Annotated in this window: 14 protein-coding genes; 7 read left to right on the top strand and 7 right to left on the bottom strand. The window is 72.9% G+C overall.

Features of this window, described 5'->3' with window-relative positions; all coding sequences use genetic code 11:
- Positions 1-16 precede the first annotated feature (16 nt).
- The 3 genes from ACLJOU_RS27770 to ACLJOU_RS27760 form a co-directional block, all read right to left on the bottom strand.
- The gene (locus ACLJOU_RS27770) at positions 17-436 is read right to left on the bottom strand and encodes a hypothetical protein (RefSeq protein ID WP_410571244.1); all 420 of its coding nucleotides are present in this window, start codon (positions 434-436) and stop codon (positions 17-19) included.
- Between the two features lie 151 nt (positions 437-587).
- Positions 588-2,405 carry a rhamnogalacturonan lyase gene (locus ACLJOU_RS27765; protein WP_410571242.1) on the bottom strand — a complete coding sequence of 606 codons (1,818 nt, stop codon included), beginning with the start codon at positions 2,403-2,405 and terminating at the stop codon, positions 588-590.
- Positions 2,406-2,445: 40 nt separating this feature from the next.
- Positions 2,446-4,713 carry a cellulase family glycosylhydrolase gene (locus ACLJOU_RS27760; protein ID WP_410571240.1) on the bottom strand — a complete coding sequence of 756 codons (2,268 nt, stop codon included), beginning with the start codon at positions 4,711-4,713 and terminating at the stop codon, positions 2,446-2,448.
- A gap of 336 nt (positions 4,714-5,049) precedes the next feature.
- Here ACLJOU_RS27760 and ACLJOU_RS27755 point away from each other — a divergent pair, with 336 nt between their 5' ends.
- The 3 genes from ACLJOU_RS27755 (at position 5,050) to ACLJOU_RS27745 (ending at position 9,436) form a co-directional block, all read left to right on the top strand.
- Positions 5,050-7,779, top strand: a complete 2,730-nt coding sequence (locus tag ACLJOU_RS27755; RefSeq protein ID WP_410571238.1) for a hypothetical protein — start codon at positions 5,050-5,052, stop codon at positions 7,777-7,779.
- Between the two features lie 163 nt (positions 7,780-7,942).
- Positions 7,943-8,911, top strand: coding sequence for a hypothetical protein (locus ACLJOU_RS27750; protein WP_410571237.1), 969 nt, complete (start codon positions 7,943-7,945; stop codon positions 8,909-8,911).
- 156 nt (positions 8,912-9,067) lie between these two features.
- Entirely contained in the window at positions 9,068-9,436 is a 369-nt protein-coding gene (locus ACLJOU_RS27745) for an STAS domain-containing protein (RefSeq protein ID WP_410571235.1), read from the top strand.
- Here the strand turns inward: ACLJOU_RS27745 and ACLJOU_RS27740 are convergent.
- Entirely contained in the window at positions 9,426-10,043 is a 618-nt protein-coding gene (locus ACLJOU_RS27740; RefSeq protein ID WP_410571234.1) for a hypothetical protein, read from the bottom strand. The two genes, ACLJOU_RS27745 and ACLJOU_RS27740, sit on opposite strands and share 11 nt — an antisense overlap.
- A 62-nt stretch (positions 10,044-10,105) precedes the next feature.
- Here ACLJOU_RS27740 and ACLJOU_RS27735 point away from each other — a divergent pair, with 62 nt between their 5' ends.
- The 3 genes from ACLJOU_RS27735 to ACLJOU_RS27725 are packed head-to-tail and all read left to right on the top strand — an operon-like array spanning position 10,106 to position 12,476.
- The gene (locus ACLJOU_RS27735; protein ID WP_410571232.1) at positions 10,106-10,906 is read left to right on the top strand and encodes an alpha/beta fold hydrolase; all 801 of its coding nucleotides are present in this window, start codon (positions 10,106-10,108) and stop codon (positions 10,904-10,906) included.
- Entirely contained in the window at positions 10,906-12,135 is a 1,230-nt protein-coding gene (locus ACLJOU_RS27730) for a PP2C family protein-serine/threonine phosphatase (protein ID WP_410571231.1), read from the top strand. Before ACLJOU_RS27735 ends, ACLJOU_RS27730 begins: the two co-directional genes overlap by 1 nt.
- Positions 12,132-12,476, top strand: coding sequence for an STAS domain-containing protein (locus tag ACLJOU_RS27725; protein WP_410571229.1), 345 nt, complete (start codon positions 12,132-12,134; stop codon positions 12,474-12,476). The genes ACLJOU_RS27730 and ACLJOU_RS27725 overlap by 4 nt, the downstream gene beginning before the upstream one ends.
- Here ACLJOU_RS27725 and ACLJOU_RS27720 read toward each other — a convergent pair.
- Together ACLJOU_RS27720 and dapA are read right to left on the bottom strand one after the other, a co-directional pair.
- On the bottom strand, positions 12,466-12,855 hold the full coding sequence (locus ACLJOU_RS27720) for a hypothetical protein (RefSeq protein WP_410571561.1): 390 nt from the start codon (positions 12,853-12,855) through the stop codon (positions 12,466-12,468). The genes ACLJOU_RS27725 and ACLJOU_RS27720 overlap by 11 nt on opposite strands.
- A 42-nt stretch (positions 12,856-12,897) precedes the next feature.
- Positions 12,898-13,746, bottom strand: coding sequence for a 4-hydroxy-tetrahydrodipicolinate synthase (gene dapA / locus ACLJOU_RS27715; protein WP_410571227.1), 849 nt, complete (start codon positions 13,744-13,746; stop codon positions 12,898-12,900).
- Positions 13,747-13,818: 72 nt separating this feature from the next.
- Between dapA and ACLJOU_RS27710 the strand changes: the two genes are divergently transcribed.
- Entirely contained in the window at positions 13,819-14,724 is a 906-nt protein-coding gene (locus ACLJOU_RS27710) for a LysR family transcriptional regulator (RefSeq protein ID WP_410571226.1), read from the top strand.
- Between the two features lie 160 nt (positions 14,725-14,884).
- Here the strand turns inward: ACLJOU_RS27710 and ACLJOU_RS27705 are convergent, their stop codons facing one another.
- Positions 14,885-15,607 (bottom strand): class I SAM-dependent DNA methyltransferase, encoded by a 723-nt coding sequence (locus ACLJOU_RS27705; protein WP_410571224.1) that lies wholly within the window; start codon positions 15,605-15,607, stop codon positions 14,885-14,887.
- Between the last annotated feature and the right edge of the window lie 42 nt (positions 15,608-15,649).

Genomic DNA, 15,649 nt, shown 5'->3' with positions numbered 1-15,649 from the left:
CCCGTTTCGCCCCGGGCTACCCGCGGGAGGGGCCGGCGAACCATTCCCGCTGGTGCAGGTAGGCGGCGATCCGCACCCGCAGACCACGGACGTCGGCGAGGTCCACGGTGAACGAGCCGCCCGGCTCGGGCCGCGGCGGATCGCACGGCCCGGAGACGTGGACGAAGCCGTCTTCCGGGTCGTGCCGGGGCTCGGACCAGCCCGGGTCGCCGTCGAGCACCGGACGGCCCGCCCGGGCTCGCGCGGTCCAGTAGGTCGGGAGCTTCATGACCTCGCCGAGCGCCTTGGCGAACGCGGGCAGGTCCGCTTCGCGCAGGACCAGCCCGGGTTCGCTCCGCGTCCGGGGTGTTCCGGGGTCGGCCGAGACGTGCGTGAAGGTGGCCCGGTCGCCGGCGGTCCGAATCGTCCACTGGGGCAATTCGGTCAATGTGGACACGAGGGGCTCCTCACTTTCGGCGTCCCCAGGCCCACCCCACTCTAGTTGATCTCCGCTCCCGGCCGCGCCGTCAGCGAGCCATCGCCGCGGACGCTCAGGCCGGGGCGGGGCCGCCCCGGCCTGAGCCGCCGCCGCGGGAGCGGCCGCGCCGTCACCGGGCCAAGGCGAAGCTCGCGTGCGGCGGCTGGTTGTACGCCGTGTTCTGCCAGGCCACCGCCTCGCGGTACTGCCGGTCCTGCATCAGCGACACGTGCGAAATGCTCGTCGGGTCCGTTGTCGAGTAGATCCGCAGCGCCCGGTTGTCCGACGTCGGCCAGATGACCTCCTCGCGCCAGTCGCCGAACAGATCGGCCTGCAGCGACGGCGTGTTCTTCGTCCCGTTGTTCGCGTGCACGCCCGATGCGGTCAGCAGCCGGGTGTCACCGGCCGTGCCGTACTTGTCGATGTGGGTGCCGTCCAGCAGCTCGCGCTGGGCGTCGCCGTCCCAGTAGATGACGAAGTTCGCCGACGACGGCTTGCGCCCGATGTTCTGGCCGCTGGTGTTCAGCAGCCCGGACACCGCGGACGACCACGACTCGGCGCCGGGGCTGCCGGCGTAGATGTCGTCCGAGACCCCGCGGCCGTTGTCGCAGGTGCAGGACGCGTTCTGCCAGATGATCTGGCCGGTCTTCGCGTCGGCCATCCAGGCGGCCGGCTTCGACTTGTCCTCGTCCACCTTGAACTCTTCCAGGCCCGGCCGCGCGGGGATCAGGTCGCCGACGTGCATCGCGTCGCCGTGGCCGTTGCGGGTGTTCCACAGTGGACTGCCGTTGTCGTCGATCGCCATGGCGCCGAACACGATCTCGTCGCGGCCGTCGCCGTCGGTGTCCGCGATGGCCAGCTGGTGGTCGCCCTGGCCGGCGTACTGCGAGCCCGCCGAGTTCGAGTCGAACTTCCAGCGCTCGGTCAGCGCGCCGTTCCGGAAGTCCCAGGCCGCGATCACCGTGCGCGTGTAGTAGCCGCGGCTCATGATCAGGCTCGGGTGGGACCCGTCGAGGTAGGCCGTCCCGGCCAGGAACCGGTCGACGCGGTTGCCGTAGCTGTCCCCCCACGAGGACACCGTGCCGCGCGGCGGGTCGTAGTTCACCGTGGACACCGCGGCGCCGGTCTGGCCGTTGAACACCGTCAGGAACTCCGGGCCGGAGAGGACGTACCCGCTCGAGTTGCGGTAGTCGGCGCTCGCGCTGCCGATGACCTGGCCGGTGCCCGACCGGGTGCCGTCCGCGGTCTTCATCGCGACCTCGGCCTTGCCGTCGCCGTCGTAGTCGTAGACCTGGAACTGCGTGTAGTGCGCGCCGGCGCGGATGTTGCGGCCGAGGTCGATCCGCCACAGCCGCGTGCCGTCGAGCCGGTAGGCGTCGACGTAGACGTTCCCGGTGTAGCCGGACTGCGAGTTGTCCTTCGAGTTGGTCGGGTCCCACTTCAGCACGATCTCGTACTGGCCGTCGCCGTCCAGGTCACCGGCGCTGGCGTCGTTCGCGGTGTAGGTGTAGCTCTCCCCGGACGGCGTGGTGCCGCCGGCGGGCGGCTGGATGGGGATGTCCCGGGTGCTCGCCGCTTCCGTGGCGGTCAAGCTCAGCGACTCCTCCGCGGCGAAGGCCGCCATCCGCTCGACCCCGCCGACCACCGCGCGCACGGCGTAGCGCGCGCCCACGGGGGCGCCGGCGTCCAGGAAGTCCGTCGGCCCGCTGACCGGCTGCGCGGTCACCTTCGTGCCGTCCCGGTAGACGTTGAACGCCACCCCGGCCGGGTCGCCGGCCAGCAGGCGCCAGCCGACGGTGTTGCCCTGTGCGGTGTGGACGCTCACCACCCCGCGGTTCAGCTTGTCGAGCTGGGGCGGCGCGGCGGCGCCGGTGGCCGGGGCGGGCACCAGGCCCACCGCGGCCACGCCCGCGGCGGCCACGACGAGCCGCCTGCCGAAGTTCCGCATGTGCACTCCATTCCCACGTTTGTCCCGAGTGGATGGTGGTTCAGCCGGTCGTGCAGGCGCTGCCGTTGAGGGTGAACGCGGACGGCGCCGGGTTGGTGCCGCTGAAGGTGCCGTTGAAGCCGACGCCGGTCGAGGCGTTCGGCGCCAGCGAGCCGTTCCAGCTCAGGTTCTTCGCGGTGACGGCGCTCCCGGACTGGGCGAAGGTGGCGCCCCAGCCGGGCAGGGTCACCTGCTGGCCGCCGGCGAAGGTGAACGCCAGTGTCCAGCCGGTGAGCGCGCTCGTGCCCGTGTTGGTGATGGTGACGTTGGCGGTGAACCCGTTGCCGCCGCCCCAGTTCGAGGCCGCGTAGGCCACCTTGCACGCGCCGGTGCCGCCGCCCGCGCTCGTCGTCGCCGTCGCGACCCCGGAGGCGGCCGAGGTGTGCCCGGCGGCGTCCCTGGCCCGCACCTGGTACCGGTAGGTGCTCGACGCGGCCAGGCCGCTGTCGGTGAACGACGTCGTCCCGGCCGAACCGACCACGGCGAACGTGCCGCCGGTCGCCCCCGGCGCCCGGAGGACGTCGTAGCCGGTGACGCCGACGTCGTCGGTCGACGCGGTCCAGTTCAAGGTGACGCCGCTCGAAGTCACCGCCGCCACGGTCGGCGTGCCCGGCACGGACGGCGCCTGGGTGTCGGCCGGACCGCCGCCGTAGATCGTGGCTTCCTTCGACGTCTGCCGGATTCCGTTGGCACCGTTGAGGAACCGCTCCCCCCACGCCGTCAGGTTCGCCGGGTCGAAGTTGTTCGTCATGTCGAGGTAGGCGACGTCGCTGCTGTTGCCGCTCCACGACCACCCGAGGTATCCGAGGCCGCGGGCCTGCGCCTGGGCCATGATCGTGTCCTCGTCCGGGTTGCCGTCGGTGTGCATGCTGCCGAACTCGCCGACGACCAGGGGGAGCCCGGCGGTGCGGAAGGCATCGAAGTAGGCGTTGATCTCGGCGGCGGTGTCGTAAACGCCGTACATGTGGATGGAGAAGACGGTGTTGTGCTGCGGGTCGGCGTCGAACACGATGGCCGCGTCGTCCCGCATGATGTTCTGCCAGTCCTGGCCCCACATCGGCGCGTCGGCCATCACCAGGTGCTGCAGCCCGGCGGCCCGCAGCCGCTTGATCGCGTTGCCCGTCGCGGTCGTCCAGGTGGCGCTCACCTGCTGGTCGTTGCCGAACGGCTCGTTGCCCAGGTTGACGACGACGTAGTCCTCCTGCCCCTTCAGGGCACTGGCCACGCTGATCCAGTAACTGGCGGCCTGGTCGAGGGTGGCGGCGCCGCTCTGCTCGCCGTACCCGGTGGTGTCGTGCACCTCGAGGACGCAGATCAGCCGGTTCTGCTTACACTGCCCGATGACGCTCGCGACTTCGGCGGCCGGCGTCGGCCCCCACCGCTGCCCGCTGCCGAGGACGACCCGGACCGTGTTGGCGCCGAAGGACTTGATGTCGGCGAAGGCGCGGTTCTGGGTCGGGTACCAGACGTACGCGTGGTTGACGCCGCGCATCACGAACGGGCTTCCGCCGGCTTCGAGGATCCGCGTGCCGTCGACGTGCAGGCCGGTCGGGGCGGGCGTGTCCGCGCCGAGCGCCGCCACCAGCGCGGGGTACCAGCGGCTCGCCATCTTCTGGATGCCGGTGGTGCTGTTCGGGTGGACGCCGTCACCGGTGTCGGCCGCGGTGTCGAACCCGGTCCACTGGTCGACGACGGTGATCGGCGACGCGGCCGTCGAGTGGGCCTGCGCCCACCCGGGGATGGCGTTGTTCAGTTCGACCACCCGCTGGCCGCAGGCGGCGCAGTTGCCCGGGTTCATCGGGATGATCTTGGCGACGATCAGCTTCGTCGCCGGGTTGGCGGCCCGCATCTGTCCGAGCAGCGTCGTGTAGGCGTCGAGGATCGTGCTCGCCGGGATGTTGTTCCAGACGTCGTTGGTGCCCAGGTGCATGAGGACGATGTCCGGGTGCGTCGCCGACAGCCAGCCGGGCAGCTGGCCGTCCCGGACGATTCCGGTCGCGAGGAACCCGCCGTGGCCTTCGTTTTCGCCGTCGTAGGGGAAACCGCAGCCCTGGGCGGGCAGGGTTCCCACGAAGTCGACGTCGGTGTGGCCGGTGTCCTGGAGTTGCTTCCACAGCAGGGCACGCCAGCAGCCGGGTGACCCGGTGATGGAGTCGCCCAGCGCCATGACCCGCGTGGGCGTGGCCGCCCCGGCCGCGGCGGGGGCCACAACGGCACAGGCGGCCAGCAGCAAGCCGGCCACGAGCGCGCGGAGGAATCGCCAAGTCATTACCGACCTCCTGGAGAACCACTCGACAGGAAAGTTTCAGGCTGGGAGCGCTCCCACCGTAACACGGCCGATCTGCGGGGAACACCGGCCACGAGACGGAAAACGGCCATCCTGCTTAACGTTAAGCTGCGTGACCCGCTTCAGCAGAAAGCGTTTTCCCGAGGCAACAGGGCCAACGAAGTCGCGGGCGCTTTCGAATCGGTCGAACGGGCGCCACGGTCGGCCGATCGCCGGAAAGCGCTTACTCCACGACTGGCCTGATCGGGTCGACCGGGTTGACAAGCGCGGAACCGCCTGACTTGAATCGGCTCATCGCGAGCTGACCGGAGGCCGACGATGTCCCCGCAGTCCCCTCAGTTCCCCCTGTCCAGGCGGGTCTTCCTCGGCGGCGTCTCCGCCATGGCCGCCACGGCCGTCACCCCGGCCGCCGCCGCGGCCCCCTCCCCGGCGGCCGGCGGCGGCGAGGTGCGCCTGCACTGGCTGGACGGCACGCCCGCCGCCCCGGCGGGCTGCGCGTTCGGCGTCCCCTGGCCGCGGGGAACGCTGGGCCGGAACGTCCCGCTGGCCCTGCACGCCGGGGACGGCGGCGCAGTGCCGGTGCAGTCGTGGCCGCTCGCGTACTGGCCGGACGGCTCGGTCAAGTGGACCGGCCACGCGGTGACGTCGGCCGCGGACACCTTGGTGCTGGCCCCCGGGACGCCCGCGCCGCCCCCGGTTCCGGTCACCGTGCGCCGGTCCCCCCGCGAAATCGTGCTGGCCAACGGCACCGTGGCGGTCAAGCTCGCCACGACCGGCCCCGTCGCCGTGGCGTCGCTTTCGCGCGGCGGCCGGGTCGTCGCCCGCGACGGCGAACTCGTGCTGCTGCTGCAGGACCGGCCGGACGACGCCGACGACCCGCGGGCGCCCCGCCGGGAGGACTGGACCGGCATCGTCGAACGCGCCGACGTCGAGCAGGCCGGTCCGGTGCGCGCGGTCGTGAAGCTGACCGGCCGGTACCGGCGCGACCGCGGTCGCGGCACCCGCGCGATCCTGCCGTGGACGATGCGCCTCTACCTCGGCGCGGGCGACGACTCCCTGCGCGTCGTCCACAGCTTCCGCTGGGACGCCGACGAAAACCACGACTTCGTGCGCGGGCTCGGCCTGCGCTGCTCGGTTCCGCTGACCGACGAGCCGCACAACCGGCACGTCCGCTTCGGCGCGGCGGCGGGCGGCGTCTGGGGCGAGCCCGTCCGGGTGCTCACCGGCCTGCGGCGTGACCCCGGCCCGGCGGTCCGCAAGGCGCAGACCGACGGCACCCCCACCCCGCCGGTCGCGCAGTGGGGGCAGCAGGTGCGCGACGGTTACCAGAACCTCGCGCTGTGGAACGACTTCACGCTGTTCCAGGAGTCCGCCCGCCACTTCGCCGTGTGGAAACGCACGAGCGCGGCGGGCAGCTGGCTGAAGCACGCGGGCCGCGGCGACCGCGCGTCCGGGTTCGGCTACGTCGGCGGTCCCGCCGGCGGCCTGGGCTTCGGGCTGCGCGACTTCTGGCCGCGCGCCCCGCGCTCGCTCGACGTCCGTGGCGCGGCCACGGACACGGCTTCGGTCACGCTCTGGTCGTACTCCCCGCTGGCGCCGGCGATGGACCTGCGCACCTACGACACGGCCGCGCACGGGCTCGATCTGTCCTACGAGGACGTCCAACCGGGATTCGCGACCCCGCAGGGCATGGTCCGTTCGACCGAGCTGCGGCTGTGGGCACTGGCCGCCACCCCGGCCCGGGACACGATCGCCGCGCTGTCGGCCACGCTGACCGCGCCGCCGCAGCTCGTCACCGACCCGGCCACCTACCACGCGGCCGGGGTGTTCGGCCGGTGGAGCCTGCCCGACCGCAGTACGCCCGCCCGCGCGGCCCTCGAAGACGGCATCGCCCGCGAGATCGGCTTCTACGCCGACCAGGTCGACGAGCGCGAGTGGTACGGGTTCTGGCACCACGGCGATGTCATGCACACCTACGACGCGGACCGCCACGAATGGCGCTACGACGTCGGCGGGTACGCCTGGGACAACGCCGAACTCGGCACGGACGCGCTGCTCTGGTACGCCTTCCTGCGCTCGGGCGATCCCCGGACGTTCCGGCTGGCGCACGCGATGACGCAACACGTGTCCGAAGTGGACACCCACCACAGCGGCCGGTTCGCCGGGCTCGGCTCGCGCCACGCCGTCGTGCACTGGGGTGACGGCGCCAAGGAGGCGCGCGTCGGCGAGTCGTTCACCAAGCGGTTCTCCTACTACCTCACCGCGGACGAGCTGCTGGGCGAGCTGATCCGGTCGTCGCTGCAGGCCGACGAGACGCTGCGCACGATCGACCCGCTGCGCGAAGTCCTGCCCCCGCAGACGAAGGCGCCGGCCCGCGTCCGGCTCGGACCGGACTGGTACGCGCTGGTCGGCAACTGGCTCACGGAGTGGGAGCGCACCGGCGACGTCCGCTGGCGCGACCGGATCGGCACCGGTATGCGGGACATCGCCGCGTTCCCCGCCGGGCTGTTCACCGGGGAAGCGGGCGGCGCGGTCGGCTTCGACCCGGCGACCGGCCACCTGGTCAACCTCGAGAAGGGCGACTTCGACGGCGGCTACAACCTCGCGATGGCCTTCCTCGGCGAGCAGGTCCTCTGGGAGGCCCTCGACCTGTACGACGTCCCGGAGTTCCGCCGGGCGTACCTGGACTTCGCCCGGTACGCCCAGGCGCCGTCGGCCGAGAAGATCGCCCGGTACGGGCGCGACTTCAACCCGGGGCTGTTCAAGACGATCTACTCCCGCGTCACCGCCTGGGCGGGCGAGCAGCTCGGCGACGCGAGCCTGCGCAGGCGCGGCTGGGACCAGTTCACCGGCGACCCCGCGGGCAAACCGTGGCCGCCGGCCGAACGCGTCACCGGCTCCGCCGTGGCGAGCCCGGTGACCGAGATCCCCACGCGCACCACGACCAACCCCGCGGGCGACTTCGCCACCTTCGCCACCAACGACTTCGCCCAGCGGAACCTGGCCATCATCTCCCTGCTCGCCATCGCCCCGGCGGAAGCGCCGTGAAACCGGCCTCGGCCGCACCCAGGCCCGGGTGCCCATCACGCAGTTCCGGCGCTGACCGCTTCTGCCCCACCGGGTGAGGACCGTTTCCACGCCGCCCGTCGTGGGTATTTCCCCGGCGCCGGCAACCGACCATGCGTGCGTGCGCGCTGCACGAGGTGAGGTCATGGTGACGACGACAGGCGATGGCTCGCCCCTTCCGATCAACATCGAAAACACCGACGCCGCCGAACTCGAAGCGGCCGTCGGAGTCCTGCGGGCGCTGGACTACCGGCAGGGCGGTGGGTTCTGCCGGGACGCCGTCCGGGTGGTCAAGACGGCGAGCCTGCTGCTGCACTGGGGCACGGTCCCGGAGGCCCTGCAGGCCAGGCTGTCCACGGTGCTGGCCGATGTGCACAACCTGCTGGGCTGGACGGAGTTCGACATCGGGCACGACGAGCCGGCGCGCCGCCGGTTCGGGCGGGCGCTGGAGATCGCGACCGCGGCCGGCAACGGCAGCCTGGTGGCGAACATCCACTACCGGCTCGGCCGCGTGCACCTGCACCGCCACGACGTCGCCGGCGCCCTGGCCGAGTTCGCCCGCGGCCGGGTGGCCGCGGAGCGCTCGGGTTCCCGCCGCGCGTTGGCGATCCTCGCGGCGAACGAGGCGTGGGCGCACGCGATGGGCGGCGACGAGCACGCGGCCCTGACCCGGCTGGCCGAGGCCGAAACGGCGTTCACCGAGGCGGGCTCGTGGCCGGAACCGCGGCCGTGGGAGGCGTTCTTCCAGGAGACGGACATGGCGGCGATGCGCGGCACGGTCCTGACCGAGCTGGCCACCGTGGTCGCGGCGCGGCACAGCGGCGAAGCGATCACCCAGCTGGCGCGCGCGGCGGACCGCTATGGCGCCGACATGGCCCGCAGCCGCTCGCTGACGTTGGTCATGCTGGCCCAGAACCACGCGCTCCGAGGTGATCTCGACGAAGCCACGCGGATCGGCGGGGAGGCGGTCGACCTGGCCGGGAACGTGGGCTCGGTCCGGCCGAAGGACCGGCTGGCCCCGCTGGAACGGCTGCTCACCAGGCACCGCGGCGATGCGGCGGTGCGGAACCTGCTGCACCGGATCCGGCGGTTCCGCTCCGGCCCGCTGCTCTGAATCCGGTCACCCGGGACCGGCTGCGGCGTGCAGCAGGCCCGCTCGGTGACCTGTTCGGGTCGATTCCGGATGTTTCGTCGTGGCACGGCCGGGGTACCACCCACCCGGAGTGAACCGGTGGCGAGAAGGGACCCAGCATGCAGCCCAGGGGCGATCGTGACCACTGACGGCAACCTGGTGCGGCCGCAGGACCTCCTGCGTGTGACGGCCCACCACGCGGACGGCCGGATCGTCCTGGCGGCGGCGGGCGAGGTCGACCTGCTCAGCGCGCCCGTGCTCAGCGACAACGTCACCCACGCCCTGGCCGAAGCGCCGGAGCTGCTGGTGATCGACCTGTCCGAAGTCTCCTTCCTGGCCTCCATCGGCATCACCGTGCTGCTCGAGGCGCGCCGCGAGGCCGGGCCCGGCACCCGCGTCCGGGTCGTCGCCCCCGAACACGGCGTCGTCAACCGCACCCTCCAGCTGACCGGCCTGCACGAGGCACTCGCGGTCGCCACCACGCGCGACGAGGCGCTCACCGGCTGAACCGGGCCGCGATGGCGTGGAAGACCTCCTTCGGCTCCCCCGCAAGCCCGGGGTACGCCGTGCCGGTTCCGCCGTCGAGGACCCGGACCGCGCCGTAGCTCGCGAGGTCGAGATCGCGCCGCGGCCCGGCGGCGGACGGGTACTCGTAGCCGGCGAAGGTGAACCAGAAGGCGCCGTGCACGCCCTCGGCCTCGAAGACGTCCATCAGCTCGGTGAAGTACGCCACCTGCCCGGCCTCGTCGCGGACGTAGTCGCCGTTCAGCGCCCGCGGCTCGGCCGTGAAGTCGACGATCGTCCAGCCGGTGCCGCCCGCGTCCGCCGCGCCCCGGTGGGTGCAGCACCCGAATTCCGTGATGACCAGGGGCGGTGGGCGGTCCATCGGGAAGGGTGAGAACCACACCCGCAGCCCGGCGTCGAGCGCCGCGTGCGCGGCCACGGCGAGGCGGTCCGGGTCGTCTCCGCTGATCCGCACCGCGGTGCAGTGCAGGTCCGCCGCGATGATCTCCAGCTCCCGCCGCACGACGGCGGGGTCGAACTCCCGGCGTGACCGATCCCCGACCGCACTGCCGAAGCCGGTGTCGTAGTACGCACAGTCGAATGTACGCAACGCCGGCGCCGAAAGTGCCGCTCAGCGCACGGCGGCGGCGGGCGGGTGGCAGGATGTGCGCCGTGAACATGCGGAGCAGGAACAACGTCACCGTCACCGGCGCCGAAGACGGTCCCACGCTCCTGCTCGCGCACGGCTTCGGCTGCGACCAGAACCTGTGGCGGCTCGTCGTCCCGGAACTCGCGCGGCGGTACCGGGTGGTGCTGTTCGACCACACCGGGGCCGGACGCTCGGACCTGTCCGCCTGGACGCCCGAGCGCTACGGCAGCCTCGACGGCTACGCCGACGACGTCCTGGCCATCTGCCGCGAGCTGGACCTGCGGGACGTCGTGCTGGTGGGCCACTCGGTCAGCGCGATGATCGCCGTACTGGCCGCGAACCGGGAGCCGGACCGGTTCGCCAAGCTCGTGCTGCTCACGCCGTCGCCGTGCTACGTCGACGACGGGGACTACCGCGGCGGGTTCAGCCGGGACGACATCGACGAGCTGCTCGACTCGCTCGAGTCGAACTACCTGGGGTGGTCGGCGACGATGGCGCCGGTGATCATGGGCAACCCCGACCGGCCCGAGCTGGGCGAGGAGCTGACGAACAGCTTCTGCCGCACCGATCCCATGATCGCGCGCGTGTTCGCGCGGGTGACGTTCCTCTCCGACAACCGCGCCGACCTGGCGAAGGTCACCGTGCCGACCCTGGTGCTCGAGTGCGCGAACGACGCCATCGCCCCGCCCGAGGTCGGGCGGTTCACCCACGAACAGATCGACGGCAGCACGCTGGTGACGCTGGCCGCGACCGGGCACTGCCCGCAGCTCAGCGCGCCGGAGGCCACGGCCGCCGCGATCACGGCGTTCGTGAGCGGACCGTGATGTGCGAGGACCACCCTCGTCCGGGTGGTCAGGAGAGCGCCGCCCCGGCGTTCTCGGCCCTTTTGGAGGACAGCGCGGAAGACCTCTACGAGCACGCCCCCTGCGGGTACCTCTCGACGTTGCTGGACGGCACCATCGCGAAGATCAACGCGACGCTGCTCGGCTGGCTCGGCCGCGAACGCGACGAGGTGGTGGGCCGGCTCCGGTTCGCCGAGCTGCTCACCGTCGGCGGCCGGATCTACCACGAGACGCACTTCGCACCGCTCCTGCGCATGCAGGGCGAGCTCGGCGGCGTCGCCTTCGAGCTCAAGAAGGCGGACGGGAGCCGCCTGCCGGTCCTGGTGACCTCGACCGTCAAGACCGGCACCGACGGGCAGCCCCAGCTGATCCGCACGACCGTCTTCGACGCCCGCGACCGGCGGGCCTACGAGCAGGAGCTGCTGCGGGCCCGCGACGAAGCCGAGCGCGAACGCGACCGGGTGCAGCGGCTCGCGCGGACGCTGCAGCAGACCCTGCTGCCGCCCGCACTGGCCGAGGTGCCCGGTGTGCAGGTCGCGGCCTACTACCACCCCGCGTCGGCCGACGAGGTCGGCGGCGACTTCTACGACCTGTTCCCGCTGACCGGCGACGGGTGGGGGTTCTTCCTCGGCGACGTGTCCGGGAAGGGTGCCCCCGCGGCCGTGGTGACGTCGCTGGCGCGGTACACGCTGCGCGCCGCCGCGGTGCTCGACCCGGACCCGGCCACCGTGCTGGACCGCCTCAACACAGTGCTGCACCAGGAGTACCGCGGCTCGGATCCGCGCTACTGCACCGTCATCCAGGGCCGCATCCGGCCCGGTGCCGGCGGTGCGGCGGTCACGCTGGCCACCGGCGGCCACCCGCCGGCGCTGCTGATCCGCGCCGACGGCACGTCCGCGTTCCTGCCGGGCCCGGGCGGCCAGCTCGTGGGCGCGCTGCCCCGCGCCCGGTTCGCCGTCGCGGAAGTCCTGCTGGCCCCGGGCGACACCCTGCTGCTGTACACCGACGGGCTGACCGAAGCCCGCACGGAGGGCCGCGTCCGCTACAGCGAAGAGCAGCTGCAGGAGCACCTGACCGGCCTGGCGCCGACGACGGCCCCCGACGTGGTCACGGCGGTGACCGGCCTGCTGGCGGGTTTCGGCGACGGCGTCGAAGACGACACGGCCCTGCTGGCGTTGAGCATCCCGCTTCCCGGAGGCGATCGACCGTGACCGGCACCCCGTTTTCCGTCGCGACCCGCACCACCGGATCCGGCGCGGTGGTCACCGTCGAGGGCGAGCTCGACGTGGCCACCGCACCCCGCCTGCGCGCCGCCGTGGACGCCGTCACCCTGGGCACCGGGCAGCTGCTGGTGGTGGACCTGGCCGGGGTGACGTTCTGCGACTCCAGCGGGATTTCCGCGCTGATCGCGGCCCGCAACCTGGCCGAGGCGGCCGGGGCGGGCGTCGCGCTGGCCGCCGTCCCGGCCCGGCTGAGCCGGACGTTCGCGCTGATCGGCCTGGCGGACTTCTTCCCGACCTACCCGAGCGCCGAAGACGCCCTCAGAGACTGACGACCCCGAAGGCGAGCAGCGCGGCCACCTTCAGCACTTCGAGCCCGATGTAGGCGAAGTGCGCGTGACTGCGCTTGCCGGTTTCCCCGGCCAGCACCCGATCGGACCGCCGCGTCAGTGCCGGACGGACGGCCACCAGCTGGACCAGCAGCACGAGGACCACCGCGGCGCCGAGGACGATCGCCGTCGTGGTCCGCGGGCCGGCCACGAGGCAGACCACCAGGGCGAGCGCGAACAGCATCTCGACCCGGTTGAGCGCGGCGAACACCACCCGGCCGATGCCCAGGCCGAGCGCCGGCGTGACGTCGGGGGCCCGGAACTTCAGCGGTGCCTCCAGGAACGAGATCGCCGGCACCATCCCCAGCCAGGTGAACGCCATCGCGGCGGCGACCGGCACAACGCCTCCTCGTGACCGACTCCGTTACCGCCCGACCCTGGCGCCGGCCGCTTCCACCAGCGGGAGCCGCACGCTCGCGTGCGGGATGATCCCCCGTTCGGCCAGCACCGCCTTGGTGTTCGCCGTGGGCGTGCCGGACCGCAGGAGCCGGTCGATCAGCGGGACCAGGTCGTCGTGGATCGCCCGCGCCCGGGCGAGATCGCCGGCGCGGACGGCGTGGACGAGCCCGGCGGTCCGGTCGGCGGCCACGTTGGCCACGACGCTGACCAGGCCCGCGGCGCCGCACGCGAGGTAGGGCAGGTTGAGCTCGTCGATGCCGCAGTAGTACGCCAGCGACGTCCGGGCCAGCACGGTCATGGCTTCGGCCAGGTCGCCCTTGGCGTCCTTGACCGCCCGGATCCGGGGGTGGCCGGCGAGTTCGGCCAGGGTCGACAGCGCCATCGCGACGCCGGTGCGCGCGGGGACGTCGTAGAGCATCACGGGCAGCTCGGCGGCGTCCGCGACCGCCAGGCAGTGCGCGATGACGCCGGCCTGCGTCGGCCGGGAGTAGTAGGGGCAGACGAGCAGCAGCGCGTCGGCGCCGGCCGCCGCGGCTTCGCGGGCGCGGCGGATGCTCGACGCCGTGTCGTGGGTGCCGACGCCGGCGATCACGCGCGCGCGGTTCCCGGTCCGCGCCACCACGGCCCGGACCAGGTCCGCGGATTCGGCCTCGGACAGCGTCGGGGACTCGCCGGTGGTTCCGCCGACGACGAGGCCGTCGCACCCGGTGGCCAGGAGGTGCTCGACGAGCCCGGTGAGGCCGGGTTCGCTGAGGGCGCCGCCGGGCTGCATGGGCGTCACCATCGCGACGAGGTTGGTGCCGAATTCGCTCATGTGCCGACCGTGCCCGGTGCGACTGCCGCGGTCCAGCGATGCTTTTTTGTGGATATTGCGTAGCCTGGCTTCATGATCGAAGTGGGCGCACTGCGGGCGCTGCGCTCGGTGGCGGCGCTCGGCACGCTGGCGCGCGCGGCCGAGGAGCTCGGGTTCACCGCGTCGGCGGTGTCGCAGCAGATCAAGCGGCTGGAGCGGCAGGTCGGGGTCCCGGTACTGGCACCGGCCGGCCGCGGGGTGGTGCTGACTCCGGCCGGCCAGGCGATCGCCGACTCGGCGCCGGAGGTGTTCCAGGCGCTGGAGCGCTGCGTCGAAGCGGCCCAGTCGGTGGCGGAAGGCGCGCCGCGCGGCACGCTCCGGGTGGTGGCCTTCTCGACGGCGATCCGCGGCCTGCTCGCCCCGCTCGTGCCCCGGCTGGCGGTCCGGTGCCCGGAGCTGCGGGTGGAGCTCACGGAGCAGGACCCGCAGGAGGCGTTGCACAGCGTGGACGCGGGAACGGCGGACCTGGCGCTGGTCCACGACGCCGACGGGCTGCCCGTCCCCCTGCCGCCCGCCCTGGTGCGGCGGTGGGTGCACACGGACCTCGGCGACGTGGTGATGAGCCGGACGCACCCGCTGGCCGAGCGCGAGGCCCCGCTCGACGAGACCGCGCTGGCGGGGCACGCGTGGGTGACGAGCCCGCCGGGAACGGTGTGCCACCAGTGGTTCCGGCGGTTGTTCTCGCAGGCGAGCGCGGAGCCGGACGTCCGGCACCTGATCGACGACTTCGCGACGCAGCTGTCGCTGGTGGCGTCGGGTCAGGTGGTCGCACTGGTGCCGTGCCTCGCGCGGCCGCCGTTGGGAGCGGACCTGGTGGCCCGGCCGCTGCCGCGGCCGCCCAAGCGGGAGGTGCACGCGGTGTGGCGGCGAAGCGCCGAGGCGAGCCCGGCGATCCGCGCGGTGCTGGCCGAACTGGCTCCGGCAGGCGCTGGGGAATGACCCGGCGGCCATCAGCTGCGGAAGCAAACCGCGCGGCGCTGGCCGAACTCACCCCGGCGGCCACGGAGTGACCCGGCGGCCATCGGCTGCGGGAGCAAGCCGCGCGGTGCTGGTCGAACTCACCCCGACGGCCGCGGAGTGACCCGGCCGCCGCCCGTGGTCACGGCAGCCGGTACACCGAAACGTGCGAGCCCGACTCCGCCGTGAACTCTCCCCCGGCCCAGTCCGCGTGCCGGGATTCCAGCTCGAACCCCGCCAGCCGGCCCATCAGGTCGAGCTCGGCCGGCCAGATGTACCGGTGCGGGGACCGGCCCACCCGCGCCTGCCGTCCCTCGCCGAACGTGAAGTGGTGGGACACCAGGTGCTGGTGCACCGTGTCGTAGGTGTCCACGCCGACGTACCCGGCGTCGGACCGGAACACCACGGCGTCCTGGCCCGGCGGGAGCCGGCGCAGTTCGGGGACGCCCAGCTCGATCACGAACCGGCCGCCCGGGTCCAGGTGCCGGGCCGCGTTGCGGAAGCACGCCACCTGCTCGTCCTGGGTCAGCAGGTTCGAGATCGTGTTGTACACGAGGTAGACCAGCGAAAACCGGCCCGGCGCGGTGGCCGTCGCCATGTCACCGACGACCACCGGGATCGCCGCCTTCGCGCGCAGCCGGTCCAGCATCGGCTCGGACAGCTCGATGCCGGCCACCGGCACGCCGCGTTCGGCGAGCGGGACGGCGATGCGCCCGGTGCCGACGGCGAATTCCAGCGCCCGCCCGCCGTCGGCCAGCGCCGCCAGGCGCTCCACCGCGGGGCCGACGACGTCGGGGGCGAACATGCCGTGACCGGGGGTGTCGTACCGCTCGGCCGTTTCGGCGTCCCAGATCTCTTGTGGCACACCTCCACCCTGGTCGGCCGCCGGGAAACTGTCCAACCATTT

It is taken from the genome of Amycolatopsis sp. cmx-4-61, from assembly GCF_046548775.1.
Taxonomy (GTDB): Bacteria; Actinomycetota; Actinomycetes; order Mycobacteriales; family Pseudonocardiaceae; genus Amycolatopsis.
Note: the sequence above shows the minus strand (reverse complement) of the source record. Positions and strands in the feature narration are given on the sequence as shown.